Annotated in this window: 16 protein-coding genes; 7 read left to right on the forward strand and 9 right to left on the reverse strand. The window is 71.1% G+C overall.

Features of this window, described 5'->3' with window-relative positions; genetic code table 11:
* Positions 1 to 8: 8 nt before the first annotated feature.
* Complete coding sequence (locus ACFQVD_RS20940) at positions 9 to 914, reverse strand: SDR family oxidoreductase (protein ID WP_343972225.1); 906 nt, start codon at positions 912 to 914, stop codon at positions 9 to 11.
* A gap of 44 nt (positions 915 to 958) precedes the next feature.
* Positions 959 to 1,798, reverse strand: a complete 840-nt coding sequence (locus ACFQVD_RS20945; protein ID WP_386271813.1) for an SDR family oxidoreductase — start codon at positions 1,796 to 1,798, stop codon at positions 959 to 961.
* A 172-nt stretch (positions 1,799 to 1,970) separates the two neighbouring features.
* Here ACFQVD_RS20945 and ACFQVD_RS20950 point away from each other — a divergent pair, with 172 nt between their 5' ends.
* The 4 genes from ACFQVD_RS20950 (at position 1,971) to ACFQVD_RS20965 (ending at position 5,644) form a co-directional block, all read left to right on the forward strand.
* Positions 1,971 to 2,738 (forward strand): enoyl-CoA hydratase family protein, encoded by a 768-nt coding sequence (locus ACFQVD_RS20950; RefSeq protein ID WP_343972228.1) that lies wholly within the window; start codon positions 1,971 to 1,973, stop codon positions 2,736 to 2,738.
* Positions 2,739 to 2,820: 82 nt separating this feature from the next.
* The gene (locus ACFQVD_RS20955) at positions 2,821 to 3,666 is read left to right on the forward strand and encodes a CoA transferase subunit A (RefSeq protein ID WP_343972246.1); all 846 of its coding nucleotides are present in this window, start codon (positions 2,821 to 2,823) and stop codon (positions 3,664 to 3,666) included.
* Positions 3,663 to 4,427: a CoA-transferase subunit beta gene (locus tag ACFQVD_RS20960; RefSeq protein WP_343972231.1), complete on the forward strand. Its 765-nt coding sequence runs from the start codon at positions 3,663 to 3,665 to the stop codon at positions 4,425 to 4,427. Before ACFQVD_RS20955 ends, ACFQVD_RS20960 begins: the two co-directional genes overlap by 4 nt.
* A gap of 74 nt (positions 4,428 to 4,501) precedes the next feature.
* Positions 4,502 to 5,644, forward strand: a complete 1,143-nt coding sequence (locus ACFQVD_RS20965; protein ID WP_343972234.1) for an NAD(P)H-dependent flavin oxidoreductase — start codon at positions 4,502 to 4,504, stop codon at positions 5,642 to 5,644.
* Between the two features lie 12 nt (positions 5,645 to 5,656).
* Here the strand turns inward: ACFQVD_RS20965 and ACFQVD_RS20970 are convergent, their stop codons facing one another.
* The 3 genes from ACFQVD_RS20970 to ACFQVD_RS20980 all read right to left on the reverse strand — a co-directional run bounded on the left by ACFQVD_RS20970 (position 5,657) and on the right by ACFQVD_RS20980 (position 9,384).
* The gene (locus tag ACFQVD_RS20970; protein WP_343972237.1) at positions 5,657 to 6,358 is read right to left on the reverse strand and encodes a pentapeptide repeat-containing protein; all 702 of its coding nucleotides are present in this window, start codon (positions 6,356 to 6,358) and stop codon (positions 5,657 to 5,659) included.
* Between the two features lie 78 nt (positions 6,359 to 6,436).
* Entirely contained in the window at positions 6,437 to 7,957 is a 1,521-nt protein-coding gene (locus ACFQVD_RS20975; RefSeq protein WP_364149330.1) for a glycoside hydrolase family 3 protein, read from the reverse strand.
* A 332-nt stretch (positions 7,958 to 8,289) separates the two neighbouring features.
* Positions 8,290 to 9,384, reverse strand: coding sequence for a helix-turn-helix transcriptional regulator (locus tag ACFQVD_RS20980; protein WP_343980494.1), 1,095 nt, complete (start codon positions 9,382 to 9,384; stop codon positions 8,290 to 8,292).
* Between the two features lie 111 nt (positions 9,385 to 9,495).
* Between ACFQVD_RS20980 and ACFQVD_RS20985 the strand changes: the two genes are divergently transcribed.
* Positions 9,496 to 10,176 (forward strand): hemerythrin domain-containing protein, encoded by a 681-nt coding sequence (locus tag ACFQVD_RS20985; RefSeq protein ID WP_343980491.1) that lies wholly within the window; start codon positions 9,496 to 9,498, stop codon positions 10,174 to 10,176.
* 66 nt (positions 10,177 to 10,242) lie between these two features.
* Here ACFQVD_RS20985 and ACFQVD_RS20990 read toward each other — a convergent pair whose 3' ends face one another.
* Positions 10,243 to 11,394, reverse strand: a complete 1,152-nt coding sequence (locus ACFQVD_RS20990) for an acetyl-CoA C-acetyltransferase (protein ID WP_343980487.1) — start codon at positions 11,392 to 11,394, stop codon at positions 10,243 to 10,245.
* Positions 11,395 to 11,517: 123 nt separating this feature from the next.
* On the opposite strand from ACFQVD_RS20990, the gene ACFQVD_RS20995 reads away from it, so the two are divergent.
* Both ACFQVD_RS20995 and ACFQVD_RS21000 read left to right on the forward strand, forming a co-directional pair.
* Complete coding sequence (locus tag ACFQVD_RS20995) at positions 11,518 to 12,207, forward strand: TetR/AcrR family transcriptional regulator (RefSeq protein ID WP_343980484.1); 690 nt, start codon at positions 11,518 to 11,520, stop codon at positions 12,205 to 12,207.
* An 84-nt stretch (positions 12,208 to 12,291) separates the two neighbouring features.
* Positions 12,292 to 12,975 carry a DNA alkylation repair protein gene (locus ACFQVD_RS21000; protein WP_343980481.1) on the forward strand — a complete coding sequence of 228 codons (684 nt, stop codon included), beginning with the start codon at positions 12,292 to 12,294 and terminating at the stop codon, positions 12,973 to 12,975.
* Between the two features lie 179 nt (positions 12,976 to 13,154).
* Here ACFQVD_RS21000 and ACFQVD_RS21005 read toward each other — a convergent pair whose 3' ends face one another.
* The 3 genes from ACFQVD_RS21005 to ngcE form a co-directional block, all read right to left on the reverse strand.
* Positions 13,155 to 14,066: a carbohydrate ABC transporter permease gene (locus tag ACFQVD_RS21005; RefSeq protein WP_386368610.1), complete on the reverse strand. Its 912-nt coding sequence runs from the start codon at positions 14,064 to 14,066 to the stop codon at positions 13,155 to 13,157.
* A complete protein-coding gene (locus ACFQVD_RS21010; protein ID WP_343980474.1) occupies positions 14,066 to 14,968 on the reverse strand; it encodes a carbohydrate ABC transporter permease in 903 nt (300 codons plus the stop codon). The genes ACFQVD_RS21005 and ACFQVD_RS21010 overlap by 1 nt, the downstream gene beginning before the upstream one ends.
* 125 nt (positions 14,969 to 15,093) lie before the next feature.
* Complete coding sequence (gene ngcE / locus ACFQVD_RS21015) at positions 15,094 to 16,503, reverse strand: N-acetylglucosamine/diacetylchitobiose ABC transporter substrate-binding protein (protein ID WP_343980472.1); 1,410 nt, start codon at positions 16,501 to 16,503, stop codon at positions 15,094 to 15,096.

Here is a 16,503-nt window from a genome sequence, read left to right on the forward strand (position 1 = left end):
GCGGGTGGCTACGCCCCGTAGACCGGCTCGGGGTCGGCGGCCTCGGCGAGGAGTTCGGCGACCGCGTCGCCGATGTCGGCGGGGTTCCAGCGGGCGCCCCGGTCGACGCGGGGGCCGTGGCGCCAGCCGTCGGCGAGGGAGACGACGCCGCCCTCCACCTCGAAGACGCGGCCGGTGACATGGCCGGAGGCGGCCGAGCCGAGCCAGGTCACCAGGGGGGCGATGTTGGCCGGGTCCATGGCGTCGAAGCCGTTCTCGGGTCTGGCCATCATGGTGGCGAAGACCTCCTCGGTCATCCGGGTGCGGGCGGCCGGGGCGATCGCGTTCACCGTGACGCCGTAGCGGCCGAGTTCGGCGGCGGCGACCTGGGTGAGCGCGACGATGCCGGCCTTGGCCGCGGAGTAGTTGCCCTGGGCGACGCTGCCGAGCAGTCCCGCGCCGGAGGAGGTGTTGATCACTCGGGCGTCCACGGGTTCGCCCGCTTTCGACAGCTCCCGCCAGTGCGCGCCCGCGTGCCGGAGCGGCAGGAAGTGGCCCTTGAGGTGGACCCGGATCACGTCGTCCCACTCCTGCTCGGTCATCGAGACCAGCATCCGGTCGCGGACGAAACCGGCGTTGTTCACCAGGACGTCCAGCCGCCCGAAGGCGCTCAGCGCCGTCTTGACCAGCCGGTCCGCGCCGTCCCAGTCGGTGACGTCGTCGCTGTTGGCGATGGCCCGGCCGCCCAGGGCGCGGATCTCCTCGACCACCCGCAGGGCCGGGTCGCCGGAGCGCCCGCCGCCCTCGCGGCCGGTGCCGAGGTCGTTGACCACGACCCTGGCCCCCTGCCGGGCGAACTCCAGGGCGTGCTCCCTGCCGATGCCGCGCCCGGCACCGGTCACGATCACCACGCGCCCGTCACAGATCCCGCCCATGCCAGGGCTCCTTTCATCGTGATCATGCAGAGTTTCCCGGCTGTTCACCCGTCGTGTCCAGACGCGATCCGGCGCCAGGCGGGGATCTCCCCGCCGCCGTGCACGAGGATCTCCGCGCCGGTCACGTAGCCGGGGACCGCCAGCCACAGGCACACCCCGGCCACGTCGGCGGGAAGGGCCATCCGGCCCGCGGGAACGGCGGCGCCCATCCGCGCGACCCCGTCGGGGCCGCCGTAGTGGTCCGCCGAGTCCTCCGTCTCGGCGAGGCCGACGACCACCGTGTTGACCCGCACCCGCGGCGCCCACTCGGCGGCGAGGCAGGCGGCCAGGTGGTGCAGGCCCGCCTTGGCCGCGCCGTACGCGGAGGTGCCCGGGGAGGGGCGGGTACCGCTGGAGCTGCCGATCATCACGACCGAGCCGCCGGAGGCGGCGAGCAGGGGGTGGGCGCGCTGCGCGACCAGCAGCGGGGCGATCAGGTTGAGTTCCACGACGCGGGCGTGCAGCCGGGGGGAGGTTCCGGCCAGGAGCGCCCGCGGTGAGCCTCCGGCGTTGTTGACCACCGTGTCGAGCCTCCCGTACCGCTCCTCGACCTCGGTGACCAGCCGGTCCACGTCCGCCGCGTCGCGCACGTCGGCCGCGACGAACGCGAGTCCATCGGGCAGGGTCTCCGGCTTCCTGCGGGCGCACACGACCACCTCCGCCCCGGCGGCCAGGAACGCGTCGGCGATGCCCGCGCCGAGCCCCCTGGTGCCCCCGGTCACCAGCACGACCGATCCGGTGTGGTCATAGCGGACCCGGCCAGGTGCTCCGTCGCTTCCACGAGCCTCGGCGTCCACCTCGCCAGGGGAACCCGTCGCGCCGTCCACATCGCCCTCAGCGTTCACGGCGCTCGCCTCCGCACCCTCGTTCTCGAAGCGGTCACCCGGGTGAGCGGCCGCCGTCACAGGTGGACCGCCCTCGGAAGGACGCCCGGCGGCAGCCGCCGGGCGCACTCCTGTGTCCGGCCGTCGCGTGCTACCGTACCAAGCAAGCGTTAGGTGCGAACAGTGAGGCGCGATGAGAATCACCCTGCACGGCGGCGGAGCGGTCGCCGAGGTCGTAGTGGACGTGCCGCCGGTCAACGCGTTACCCGTCTCCGGCTGGTTCGAGCTGGCCGAGGCCGTCCAGGAGGCCGGGCACGCGCCCGAGACCCGCGTCGTGGTGCTGCGCGCCGAGGGACGAGGGTTCAACGCCGGGGTGGACGTCAAGGAGATGCAGGCCACCGCCGGGCACGCCGCGCTGGTCGGCGCCAACCGGGGGTGCTTCGCGGCGTTCGCGGCGGTCTACGAGTGCGAGGTCCCGGTGATCGCCGCCGTGCACGGCTTCTGCCTCGGTGGCGGGGTCGGGCTGGCGGGCAACGCCGACATCGTGGTGGCCTCCGACGACGCCTACTTCGGCCTGCCCGAGGTGGACCGGGGCGCGCTCGGCGCGGCCACCCACCTGGCCAGGCTGGTCCCCCAGCATCTGATGCGGGCCATGGTCTACACGTGCCGCACCGTCACCGCCGCCGAACTGCACGCCTTCGGCTCGGTGCTGGAGGTCGTGCCCCGCGACCGGCTGCGCGAGACCGCCTTCGAGGTCGCCGCCCAGATCGCCGGAAAGGACCCCTACGTCATCCGGCGGGCCAAGGAGTCGCTGAACGGCATCGACCCGGTCGATGTCAGGCGCAGCTACCGGTTCGAGCAGGGCTTCACCTTCGAGCTCAACCTGATGGGCTCCGGCGACCGGCACCGCGACGCGTTCATCGCGAGGAACAACGGCTCGGAGGAGGTGGGCGGTCGGTGAGCGGAGAGCGCGGCAGACGGTTGCGGGGCGGAACGATCCGCGGAGCGAGCGAAGGGGTGGTGGGCGACCGGTGAGCAAAGTGATGTCGGTCGAGGAGGTCGTCGGGTCGTTGCGCAGCGGCATGACGATCGGGATCGGCGGCTGGGGGTCGCGTCGCAAGCCGATGGCACTGGTCCGGGCGATCTGCCGGTCCTCCCTGGAGGACCTGACGGTCGTCTCGTACGGCGGGGCCGACGTCGGCCTGCTGTGCGCGTACGGCAAGGTCGCCCGGGTGGTCGCCCCGTTCGTGTCGCTCGACTCGATCCCCCTCGAACCGCACTTCCGGACCGCCAGGCAGACCGGGACCGTGGAGTTCACCGAGTACGACGAGAGCATGTTCATGTTCGGCCTGCTCGCGGCGGCGCACCGGCTGCCGTTCCTGCCGACCCGCGCCGGGCTCGGCTCGGATGTGATGCGGGTCAACCCCGAACTGCGGACCGTGCGGTCGCCCTATGCCGGAGGCGAGGAGCTGGTCGCCGTCCCCGCGCTGACCCTGGACGTCGCGCTCGTCCACCTCAACCGGGCCGACTCCCGCGGCAACGCCCAGTATCTCGGCCCCGACCCCTACTTCGACGACCTCTACGCCAAGGCGGCCGAGCGCTGCTACGTCTCCTGCGAGCGCGTGGTGGACACCGCCGACCTGCTCAAGGAGGGGCCGGTCCAGTCGCTGCTGATCAGCCGGTCCATGGTGACCGGTGTGGTGGAGACCCCCGGCGGCGCCCACTTCACCACCTGCGAGCCCGACTACGGCCGCGACGAGGCGTTCCAGAAGGCGTACGCGAGCGCCGCCACCGGCCCCGAGACGTGGCGGGCCTTCACCGGCCGCTACCTGTCCGAGGACGAGGCCGCCTACCAGGAAGCCGTACGCCGGTTCCGGGAGGAGTCATGACGGTGACCGTCGCCACGCGGGCCGAGGTGTGCGTCGTCGCCTGTGCCGAGGCGTTCAGGGGGGACGGGGAGATCCTGGCCGCGGGCATCGGCGGCGCGATCACCGTGCTGGCCGCCCGGCTGGCCCGGCTCACCTTCGAACCCGACCTCGTCACGCACGACGGGGTGTGCCTGCTGACCGGCGACGTACCACCGCTGGGACAGAGTCCACAGGTCGTCGAGGGATGGCTGCCGTTCAGGGACCACCTGTGGCTGGTGCTCAACGGCAGGCGGCACGTCATGCTGGGAGCCAGTCAGATCGACCGGTACGGCAACAGCAACATCTCCTGCATCGGCGACTGGTCCCGGCCCAGGTCCCAGCTCCTGGGTGTGCGCGGGGTGCCGGGCAACACCGTGTGCTGCCCGACCAGCTACTGGATCCCCCGCCACTCGACCCGGGTGTTCGTACCGCGGGTGGACATGGTCAGCGGCGTCGGCCACGACCGCGCGGCCGAGGCGGGGCCGAGCGCCCACCGCCACCACGACCTGCGCCGGGTGGTCACCGACCTGGCGGTGCTGGACTTCCAGAGCCCCGACCACTCGATGCGCCTGGCCTCGGTCCACCCGGGCGTCACCGTGGACGAGGTCGTGGCGGCGACCGGCTTCCCGCTGGTCGTCACCGGCGACGTCCCCGAGACCCGGCAGCCGACCGGCGAGGAACTCCGCGTCCTGCGCGAGGTCCTCGACCCCGGCTCACTCCGCGACCGCGAGATCCCCGCCTGACCTCCTCCCCACCGCCGGAACCGGGGACCTCGCCCCCCGCGTCCCGGCTCCGGCCGCCCGCCAGGAGAACCTTCATGACCTCGCACCCCGTCCCGGGCCCGCCGGGAGCCGCGACCGGCGCGTCCGCACCGGCGGAGGAGCCGCCGGGGCTGGTGACACGGCTCACCGAGATGGTCGGCTGCCGCCATCCCGTCGTACAGACCGGCATGGGCTACGTGGCCGGGGCCCGGCTGGCCGCCGCCACCTCCGCCGCCGGAGGTCTGGGCGTCATCGCGGCGGCCACCATGCCCATCGAGCAGATGACCGCCGCGATCCGGTCGGTCAAGGAGCGCACCGACGCGCCCTTCGGGGTGAACATCCGCTCCGACGCCGACGACGCCCGCGAGCGGATCGACGTCATGATCCGCGAAGGCGTACGGGTCGCGTCGTTCGCGCTGGCCCCCAAGCGCGAGCTGATCGCCCGGCTGAAGGACGCCGGGGTGCTGACGATCCCCTCGGTCGGCGCGCGCCGGCACGCCGAGAAGGTCGCCGCCTGGGGCGTGGACGCGGTGATCGTGCAGGGCGGTGAGGGCGGCGGGCACACCGGGGCCGTCCCCACCACCGTGCTGCTCCCCCAGGTCGTGGACGCGGTGGACATCCCGGTGATCGCGGCGGGCGGGTTCTGCGACGGGCGCGGGCTGGTCGCCGCCCTGTCGTACGGCGCCTGCGGGGTCGCGATGGGCACCCGTTTCCTGCTGACCTCGGACTCCACGGTCGGCGACGAGGTGAAGAAGGTCTACCTCGGCACCGCCGAGACGGTGGTCACCACGCGGGTGGACGGCGTTCCGCACCGCGTGCTGCGCACTCCGTTCGTCGACTCGCTGGAACGCTCGCGCCTGCGGCTGCTCCGCGCGGTGGCCAACGGGGCCAGGTTCAAGCGGCTGTCCGGCATGTCGTGGGCGGCGATGATCCGCGAGGGCCGCCGGATGCGGCACGGCCGGGACCTGACCTGGGCCCAGGTGCTCCAGGCGGCCAACACCCCGATGCTGCTGCGGGCCGCCATGGTGGACGGGCGCGCGGACCTCGGCGTCATGGCCTCCGGGCAGGTCGTCGGGCTGATCGACGACCTGCCGTCCTGCGCGGAGCTGATCGGCCGGATCATGTGGGAGGCGCACGCCGTACTGGACCGCTTGGACCGTCTGGATCGGTCGGGCAGGAGCGTGCCCCCGCCGAAGTGAGCCCGGATCGGGTCAGTTCACGGTCAGCCCTCGGGAGGCGAGGATCAGGGCGGCCTGGGACGGGCTGATGATCGCTCCGCGCAGCGAGCGGAGCCGGGTGTCGTCGACCTCGCCGAGGTCCAGGCCGCGCAGGTCGGCCATGGTGAAGACCGTGTCGACGGTGCGGGCACCGATCATGCGGCAGTCCTCGAACACGGCGTTGGTGAAGTCGCAGCTCGACAGGTTGGCCTCGTCGAGGCGGGTGCCCCGCAGGTGTGCGCCTCGGAACGAGCAGCCGATCAGGTCGGCCAGCATCAGGTTGGAGCCGTCGAACCGGTAGCCGATGCCCCGGCAGCCGGTCAGCACCGCGCCGATCATGCGGCAGCCGGTGAAGACGACGTCGGTGAGCAGTGCCCGCCCGAAGTTCGCACCGGACAGGTCGACGTCGGTGAAGGCCGCGTCGACGAGCTCGGCGTTCGCGAACCTGAGCCCCGCTCCCCCGCCGCCGGAGAAACGCGCCCCGTCCAGATCCGTACGGCGGAAGTCGGCCCGCTCCAGCGCGCATCCCTCGAACGAGGCCCCCACGAGCGACGCCCCGCTGAAGTCGGCGCCGGTGAGGTCGCACTCCTTGAAGACGTAGGGCCCCTCGTCGGCCAGGTGATCGCCGAGCGAGAGCTTCGCCAGATCGACCCCGTTGATCTCCCGCTGGTCCGCCAGCAACCGTGCCACATCCATCCGGCGATTCAAGCAGTCCGCCCCGACAGAATCACCGCGCCGCCCGCCCCGTACGTCGACGCCGGGACGCGCCGCCGATCAGGTCGCGCTCTCGTCCCCGGCGAGGAGTTCGGCGGCCGCCTGGCCGCAGACGCGGGCGGATCCGTGGGTGGCGACGTGCACGGCGCCGAGGTCGGAGCGTCCGGGCAGGCCCATCTCCACCACGACGGCGTCGGAGCGGGCGGCCAGCAGGTGCCGGAGCGCGTCGGTCTGCCAGGGGTGGCGGTGCGCGTCGCGGACGACGATGACCAGGGGGCGTCCGGCCGCGGTGGCGAGTACGGCCTCGATGGCGCTCCCGGTGGCGGTGGAGGCCTCCAGCCGGGTCACCGTGGTGCCGGGGAGGAGCTTGCCGAGCGGCTCGCCGACGCCCCAGGGGGTGTCCTTCTCGATGGCGAGGTTCATCTCGGGGGCGAGTTCGGCGACGTGCGGCGGGGCGGACAGGGGGAAGGACGCGGTCGCGGAGCGGCGGGTGACCCGCAGCGCGCGCCGGGCCGCGGCCAGGCCGATCGACGCGTCGCCGGAGCCGCCGGAGGCGGCGCGCGCGGGCGTGTCCCGGTGGGCGGTCACGGTCCAGAGGGCGAGCTCGCGGACGCGGCGGGCGGCGTCGGCCAGCCGTTCCTCGGGGAGCCTGCCCTCGATCACGGCGTCCGCGATCGCGTTTCTGATCGCGATCGCGGTCTCCTCTCCGGCGTGCTCGCCGCCCACGCAGATCGCGTCGGCGCCCGCGGCGACGGCGAGGGCGGAGGCGCCGCCGATGCCGTACGGGCCGGAGACCGCGGTCATCTCGATGCCGTCGGTGACGATGACGCCTTCGAAACCCAGCTCGGCCCTGAGCAGGTCGTGCAGGACCCGGCGGCTGAGCGTGGCGGCCATCACGGGGTCCAGGGCGGAGACGAGCAGGTGGCCGGTCATGACCGTGCGCACCCCCTGCTCGACGGCCGCGCGGAAGGGCCGCAGCGCCACGTCGCGCAGCTCCCCCGCGGTGGCGGCGACCAGCGGCACGCCGTGGTGGGAGTCGACCGAGGTGTCGCCGTGGCCGGGGAAGTGCTTGGCGCAGGCCGCCACGCCCGCCGACTGCATGCCCCGGATCCAGGCCGCGGTGTGCCTGGCGACGAGATCGGGGTCCGCGCCGAAGGAGCGCAGGCCGATGACCGGGTTGTCGGGGTTGGAGTTCACATCCGCCGAGGGGGCGAAGTTGAGGTTGACGCCCGCCAGGGCCAGGTCACGGCCGAGGTCGGCGGCGATCTCCTCGGTGAGGCCGGTGTCGTCGACCACGCCGAGGGCGAAGTTGCCCGGCCGGGTGCTCCCGCCGGCCGCCTCCAGGCGGGTGACCTCGCCCGACTCCTCGTCGATGCCGACGAGGACCTGGGGGTTCTCCTCGCGGAGCGCGGCGGTGAGGTCGGCGACCTGGGTGGGGGTGGCGATGTTCCTGGAGAAGAGCACCACCCCGGCCAGCCCTTCACCGAGTCGGCGCCGCACCCAGTCGGGCGGGGTCTTGCCCTCGAAACCGGGAAGGACGACGGTCTCCGCCAGACGGAGCAGCTCTGGGCCGCGCTTCATTCACCACTCCTCGCCTGACGACCGGCCGGCGTCCCATGCCGAAGGCGCGCAGACCCCACGTTGTCCAGAACCTCCGGGGAAAGCGCTCCCACGGCGGCTTGGCGCAAATCTAATAGGAAAGTTTCCTAATTGCTAGTGGGCTGACCATTGGTCTTCGAGTAAAGGCTCGCGGGCCGGAGCCAGGAGTGAGGAGCGTGGCACGGAAAGCGAATCGAGGGTCCGGCCACTCACCCGGGGCGGTGTGCCGAGAACCCGCATGGGGAGCGCGGATTCGCCGACGGCTCCGGGGTCGTCGGCGACGTCGGACGCGTGGTGTAAGTAACCAAGTCCTACTAGATGGAACATTCGTCATCGAGGTACCAGCCGTACGGGCTCGGAGCCGCCCCCGCCGCCACGCGCGGAGCGTAGTGGCGGGTATGCAGTGAGGCCACCAGCTCACCCCGGCTGTGGGTTCCCGTCTTGGCGAAGACCGCCTTCAGATGGTCCTGCACCGTGAACGGCGAGATGCCGAGCGCGGCGGCCATCTGGCGGGTGCTGCGCCCCTGCGCGGCCAACGCCGTCACCTCACGCTCGCGCGAGGTCAGGTCGTAGGCCCTGGCGATGATCTGACCGAGCACGGCGGGACGGGCACCCTCGATGATGAGGGCCACCCGGTCCGCCGACCCCTCGATCGGCGAGCCGTGCAGCACCACCCACCGTCCGCCCCGGGCCGGCAGCGCGGCAGTGGCCGGACCGTTCCCGGCCTGGGCGGCGGCCACGACGGACCTGACCACACTCGGTATGCGACCCCGATCGTCGATGGCCTCCAGCCACGTGCGCGCCTGGGTGCTGAGCGTCTCGACCTCGCCACCGGAGCGTACGAGCAACATCCCCGGAGGATCTTCGATGCCCTCGGCGACGTCCAGGGCGGCACGGAGCAGGGTCAGCCGGAACAGGTCCGCGATGGGGGAGACCGCCCCGGTCAACGCCGCGAGCTCGGCCGCCCCGAACGGCGGCGACGGCGTGCACCGGTAGAGCGTCAGCGACCCCCAGCAACCGTTGCGGGACCGCAACATCACCCGGGCCTCGTCGCAGATCCCGAGCTCACGCAGCAGCGGTTCATATCGCGCCGCCTCGGAGACCCGGCCGCCGGTGGCCTGGTGCAACCCCGCGACGGGCACGGCGGCGTTGGCCAGCCGGGTATAGCCGTTGAGGTCCGCGTCGCGGAACTCGAGATCGAAGATGATGCGCTCGCGGTCCGCGCCGCCTTCGTGCCCGATCCCGGTGACGAAGCAGCTCGTCCACAGCAGGGTGGCCGGGTCGACCGTCGAGATCGCCGCGATGTCGTACCCGACGACCCGGCGCAACAACCGGTCGAGTTCCGTGCGCACCTCGGTGAGGTCACCACCCCGCACCGCGATCCGGCGCAGCCCTTCGTGCAGGTCCATGTTCAAAGGATCGCCCGTACATGGCCTCCTCACCACCCCCATGTTTATGGGATACCGCTGCCCGGCGGCCCCTTCCTAGCCTTTTCAGCATTCGATCTGAAGGAGCCGAACATGGAACGGGACGACCTGTTCACCCACATTCACAAGGCACTGCGCCGGGGCCTGTTCGAGGTCACGATGCTGGCGGGCGCCACCGACTGGGCCGACGACGACGACGTCGAGCGGTTGGCGGCGCGCTGGCAGCCCCTGCTGGCGCTGCTGCGTTCGCACACCGAACACGAGGACCGGCACATCCTGCGCGTCCTGGACCCGTACGAGCACCAGGCCACCGACGCGATCGCCGAGCAGCACACGGACCTGGAGGAGCTGGAGCAGTACCTGGCCGAGAGCTTCGACGCGCTCGTCGTCAAGCCCGATCCGGCGGCCGGCCTCGCCTTCTACCGCGACCTGGCCAGGTTCACCGCGGCCTACCTCCCGCACCTGCACGAGGAGGAGACCGTGGTGATGCCACGCATCTGGGCCCGCTGCACCGACGAGGAGATCGCGGCGGCACGGGCGGCGTTCATGGCCGAGATGACGCCGGAGATCCAGATGATCAGCCTGGAACTGATGTTGCCGTCCCTCGACCGACCGACCCGGACCGGGCTCGTCCGGCGGATGGCCGCCACGGCTCCGCCGGAGGTGGTGAAGGGTGTGCTCGCGATCGGCGACCGCGTGCTCGGCGCCGCCGACTCGGCCGCGCTCCACGCCCTCGTCTCCACTGCCCCGGCGAGCGGCGAACTCCATGCGTGACCGCTTGTTCCGCAGCACCGCAGCGGCCCCTCGACCGCCACGCCCCGCCTTGACGAACCGCCGGCTCTAGAGCCTTTCGATGATCGTGACGTTGGCCTGGCCGCCGCCCTCGCACATCGTCTGCAGCCCGTACCGGCCGCCGGTCCGCTCCAGCTCGTGCAGGAGCGAGGTCATCAGCCGGGCGCCGGTCGCGCCGAGCGGGTGGCCGAGGGCGATGGCACCGCCGTTGGGATTGACCCGGCCGGGGTCGGCGCCGGTCTCCTTCAGCCAGGCCAGTACGACGGGGGCGAACGCCTCGTTGATCTCGATGGCGTCGATGTCGCCGATCGTCATACCCGCCCTGCGCAGGGCGTACGCGGTGGCGGGGATCGGCGCGGAGAGCATCATGACGGGGTCGTCGCCGCGGGCGGAGATGTGGTGTATCCGGGCGCGTGGGGTCAGCCCATGGGTCTTGACCGCCCGCTCGGAGGCGACGAGAAGCGCGGCCGCGCCGTCGGAGATCTGCGAGGAGAGCGCGGCGGTGAGCCTTCCCCCCTCGACCAGGGTCTTGAGCCCGGCCATCCGCTCCAGACTGGTGTCACGGCGCGGGCCCTCGTCGACGGAGACGCCCTCGTAAGGGACGATCTCGGCGGCGAAGCGACCCTCGTCGATCGCGCCGAGTGCCCGCCGGTGGGACTCGTACGCGAACTCCTCCATCTCAAGTCGCGATATATCCCATTTTTCGGCGATCATTTCGGCGCCTCGGAACTGCGACACCTCCTGTCCGCCGTACCGGGCCTGCCAGCCCTTGGAGCCCGCGAACGGGCTGTCGAAACCGAGCGCCTGCCCGGCGGTCATGGCATAGCCGATCGGGACCCGGCTCATGTTCTGCACACCGCCGGCGACGATCAGGTCGGCGGTACCCGACAGCACCGCCTGGGCGGCGAAGTGGAGTGCCTGCTGGGAGGAGCCGCACTGGCGGTCGACGGTGACGCCGGGCACCCCCTCGGGCAGATGGGCGGCCAGCCAGCAGGTGCGGGCGATGTCGCCGGCCTGCGGGCCGACGGTGTCGACGCACCCGAACACGACGTCGTCCACGGCCTCGGGGTCCACGCCGGTGCGCCCGACGAGTTCGCGGATGGCGTGGGCGCCCAGGTCGGCGGGGTGCGCGTCGGCGAGACCGCCGTTCCTGCGGCCCACCGGGGTACGGACCGCGCCGACGATGTATGCCTCGGTCATTGCTTGATCCCTTCGGTCTTCACCTGACGACAAGGGTAGCAAGCGCTTGGTTACAAAGAGGGGCCGGGATGAGCTGGCGCGTTTCGGTGAACAAGCGATTGCGCAAGGGCTCATAATGGTGGGGTGAACACGCGAAAGAACTCCGGCGGCGCGACCACGACCCCGGTCAAGCGCCAGGGCGGAACCAAGCGCGCGGCCGCATCCGGCCCCGCGTCAGAGCGCCGCGACCATCTCGTCAAACTCGCCGCCGAACTCTTCGCCCGCAAGGGCTTCCAGGCGACCACCGTCCGGGAGATCGCCGAAGAGGCCGGCATCCTCTCCGGAAGCCTCTACCACCACTTCGACTCCAAGGAGACGATCGTCGACGAGGTGCTGACCACCTTCCTCGACGACCTCGTCGGCCGCTACCGCGCCGCCCTGGAGCAGGACGGCGACGCCCGCACGATCCTCTCAGAGATGGTGCGCATCGGGTTCAGCACTCTGGAGCCCCACCGCGCGGCGATCACCGTCATGCAGAACGACTGGAACTACCTGCAGTCGCTCCCCGGTGACCGCTTCGACTACCTGGTCAAGGCCGAGGACGAGGTCGAGCGGATGTGGGTCGGGCAGATCAAGCTCGGCCAGGCCGCCGGCCTGTTCCGCGCCGACGTCGATCCCAAGCTCACCTACCGCATGATCCGCGACACCATCTGGGTGGCGGTGCGCTGGTTCCGCCCGGGAGGACGCCTCAACACCGCGGGTCTCGCCGAGCACTACATCACCGTCCTGTTCGACGGCCTGGCGACCGGCGAGCGGAGCAGCCAGAAGGCCTGACGCGTGAGCGGAACCCCGCGCGGAGAGCGACCCGGCCTGTGAGAATCAAGCCGTCCGCGAAGCGAACGGAAGTGGTGGGCGAGCGTGGAGATACTGCAGAAGGCCGTGCGCATGGCACTCACCGAGGTGGCCGACTCCGCCAAGGCCCCGGTCATGCGGGCCTACATGAAGTCGGAGATGCCCTTCCTCGGGGTGCAGGCCGCACCTCGCCGCGCGGCGCTGAAGCGGGTGTTCACCGAGTACTACATGGAGACGGCGCCCGCCTGGCGGGAGGCGACGCTGGCCCTGTGGCACGGGGCCGAGTACCGCGAGGAGCGCTACGCGGCGATCGAACTGACCGGCTTCCGTCTCTACCGGGGCTTCCAGACGCTCGACGCGCTGCCGATGTACGAGGAGATGATCGTCACCGGAGCCTGGTGGGACTACGTCGACGATCTCGCCGTCCACCGCGTCGGCGGCCTGCTCGCGGCCTTCCCCGACACCATGCGCCCCCTCGTGCTCCGCTGGGCCCGCGGCACCGACCTGTGGAAGCGCCGGACGGCCATCCTCTCCCAGAACCGCTTCAAGGCCGCCACCGACACCGGCCTGCTGTACGCCTGCATCGAGCCGAGCCTGTCGGACAACGACTTCTTCGCCCGCAAGGCGATCGGCTGGGCCCTGCGCGAGTACGCCAAGACCAACCCCGACGAGGTCGTCCGCTATGTCGACCACACCGGCATCAGCGGCCTGAGCCGCCGCGAGGCCCTGAAGAACCTCCCGGTGCGCTGACTCGCGTCCCACCGCGCCGCCGATCTCCCTCCAAACCCCCACGGTGACCGTCGGCCCGTTCGCGATCTCTCGGATGGGATACGGGTACGAACTCGGGAGCCCGCGTTCTCGTATGGCTGACGACCACTCTCGTCATTCGAGAGTGTCGAGGTGGAGTGGCGCCGGGACCCCGGTGGGCGCTATTTGAGGGCGCCCGCGGTGAGGCCCTTCTGGATCTGGCTCTGGAAGAGCGTGTAGACGATCATCATCGGCAGGATGGCCATGCTCAGCGCGGCGAACAGGGCCGACCAGTCGGCGTCGTAGCCGGCCGCCGTGGAGATGTCGGCGATGCCCTGGGTGAGCACCCATTTGTCCCTGTCCGAGGTGAGCAGCACCAGAGGCAGCTGGTACTGGTTCCACTGGCCGAGCACGTTGAAGATGGTCACGCTGACGATGCCCGGCTTGGCCATCGGGAGCATGATCCGGAAGAAGACCCGGGCGTGCGAGGCCCCGTCCACGAAGGCCGCCTCGGCCACCGCGCCCGGCAGCGTCCTGAAGAACGCGGCGAGGAAGAAGACCGTGAAGGGCAGCGAGTAGGCGATGTACACCAGCACCAGCCCGCCGTGCGTGTTCAGGCCGATGAACCGGCCGATCAGCGGGACCGTCCCCATGTTCTGCACGACGAAGAACAGCGGGGTCAGCGCCAGGTAGACCGGGAAGGCCAGGCCGGAGACGAACAGCAGATAGATCGCCCGGTTGCCGCGAAAGCGGTAGCGGGCCAGCACGTACGCGGCCATCGAGCCGAACAGCATGGTGCCGAAGGTGCCGAAGGCCACCACCACGATGCTGTTGATCATGTACTGGCCGATGTGCGCCTGCTCCCAGGCACGAGCCCAGTTGTCGAAGCGGAGGGAGGCCGGCAGCGACCAGGCGTCGCCGAAGATCTCGTCCTCGCTCTTCACCGAGGCGAGGAAGGTCCACACGATCGGCACGACGACCAGGACCGTCCAGACCAGCAGTGCGATGTGCGTCAGGGCCGACAGGGGGCCGAGCCGCCTCCTGCGCTCCTCGCGGGCCCAGGCCCGGCTCCGGGGAATCACGGCGTCCGCCACTAGAACTCGATCCGCTCACGTCGCGACAGGCGCAGGGCCAGTGTCGCGAACCCGATGGTGAAGAAGAACAGCACCACGCCCATCGCGGAGGCGTAGCCGAACTTGAAGTACTGGAAGGCGGTGCGGTAGATCTCCGCCGCCATCACGGTCGTGGAGTGGTCAGGACCGCCGTGCTCCGCCGTCATCACCCACACGATGGCGAAGACGTCCAGCGCGGCGATGCCGAGGTAGACCCAGCCGACCTGGATGGTGTCCCAGAGCAGCGGCAGCGTGACCCGCAGGAACAGCTGTATCCCTCCCGCGCCGTCGATCGCCGCCGCCTCGAACAGGTCGCGGGGGATGGAGGAGATGCCGGCGGAGAAGAGCACGACGTAGAAGCCGACGGCCTGCCAGACCAGCACGGCGAGGATCGACCAGAACGCGACCCTGGTGTCCGACAGGAAGCCGATCGGCTCGAACCCCAGGGCGATGAGCGGCGCGTTGAGCATCCCGCTGCGGTCGGGCCTGAAGACCTGCTGGAACAGTACGGCGACCACGGCTACGGCCAGCACCTGGGGGAAGAAGAACACCACCCGGTAGAACTTCGACCCCCAGATGCCCCCGGTGCCGCCCCGCCCGCCCGCGTTGAGCAGGAAGGCGAAGAAGAGCGCGATCCCCAGGGTCAGGATCGGCATCAGGACCAGCAGGATGAGGTTGTGGCCGACGGCCTTCCAGAACACGTTGTCGGCTCCGAGGCGCTGGAAGTTCTCCAGGCCCACCAGCCGCGGGCTCGCGTTCACCCCGCGCCAGTCGGTGAACGCGATGTAGAAGGCCTGCGCGTAGGGCGCGATCACGTAGATCACGTAGAGGGCCACCGGGATCACCAGGAATCCCGCGACGAACCGTGTCCGGCCGTGGTTCATGAGCGACTCGCCGTTCGGTGATCGGCGCGCCGCCGGGCGGGCCGGTGAACCGTGGACCTCAACGCGATCTCCTGCCTAGGGGGTGGTCGGTGCCGGCGTCCCCCGCTGTCGGACGGGGGCGGACGTCAGCGGCTGAACTTCTTCACCGAGGTGTCCTTCTTGATCGCGTCGGCCTTCTGCTGCGCCCGGTCCGCCCACGCGTCGACGGTCAGCTTGCCGGCCATGAGCTGCCCGGTCGCGGCGGCCACCTCGTCGTGCAGCTCGACGTACCACTTGCGGAACAGGAACCAGACGGCGTTGTCGCCGGCCGCGTTCAGCGCGGCCGCGGCGCTCTTGAGACCGGGCTTGAGCGTGTTGCCCTCCCCCGCGCCCTTGACGACGGTGAGCGTGGAGACCAGCTCCATGAACTTGCCCGCGCCCTCCTTGGAGAGCATGGCGCGCATGTACTCCAGGCCCGCGTTGGGGTTGGCCGACTTCGCCGAGACGACGTACTCCTCACCGGGCCGGGCGTGCAGGGTGCCGTACGGCAGGGCGTCCGAGGAGCCGAAGTCGGGCAGCGGGAACATCGCGTAGCCGAAGTCGGCCGGGGTGGAGTCCTTCTGCTCGTTCTCCAGCCAGGAGCCGCAGGGCAACATGGCGACCTGGCCCTTGTTGTGCGCCGTCTGGGTCTGCACGTGGTCGAGTCCCGCGGTGCCCTGGAGCAGGTACTTCGACCCGAGCTCGGCAAAGGCCGTCGCGGCCTGCTTGACCGGCTCGGCCTTCCAGGCGCCGTCCTCGAGGTTGTCGATGTTCTTCAGCACGTCCTTGCCGCCGATCTTCGCGGCGAGCGTGAGGATGGTCTCGTAGATGTAGAAGGGGTGCTTGCCGGCGTAGGTGAAGGGCGCGATCTTGCCCGCCTTCTTGATGGTCTCGCACAGGGCCAGGAAGTCGGCCCAGGTCTTGGGGACCTGCCAGCCCTCGGCCTCGAAGAGCTTCTGCGAGTACCAGATGCCCCAGACGGTGGTGGCGTAGTTGAGGACGTAGGGCGTGCCGTCGTACTTGCCCAGCTCGATCGCGTTCGGGTCGATCGTGTCGCGTACCTTGACCGCGGGGTCGTCCCAGCTGGGCGCGTCGTACAGCGGCGTGAGGTCGGCGAGCTGACCGTCCTGGACCAGGGCGCCGAAGTCCATCGCGTTGGCGCCGGAGTTGTTGATGAACTCCGGCGGGTTCCCGCCGGCGAAACGCGGCTGGAGGGTCTTGGCGATCTCCTTGGTCGCGTTGTGCTTGATCTCCAGTTTGGGGTGCTTGGCCTGGAGCAGCTTCTCGTGGACGTCCTTGGCGTAGCCGTCGCCGAAACCGCCGTCGAAGATCCAGATCTCCAGGGGCCTGTCCTCGGCGAAGCCGAGCGGGTTGGCCGCGCTGGTGGCCCCGGGAGCGGGTGCCGAGGACGCGGCGCCGCCGTTGCCCGCGGGTGTGGCGCACGCGGACAGGGCGGGCAGGGCGAGGCCGGCCAGGGCCGCGCTGCGCAGGAGCTCGCGCCTGGATAGCTGGGTCAT

It is taken from the genome of Streptosporangium amethystogenes subsp. fukuiense, from assembly GCF_042665875.1.
GTDB lineage: Bacteria > Actinomycetota > Actinomycetes > Streptosporangiales > Streptosporangiaceae > Streptosporangium > Streptosporangium fukuiense.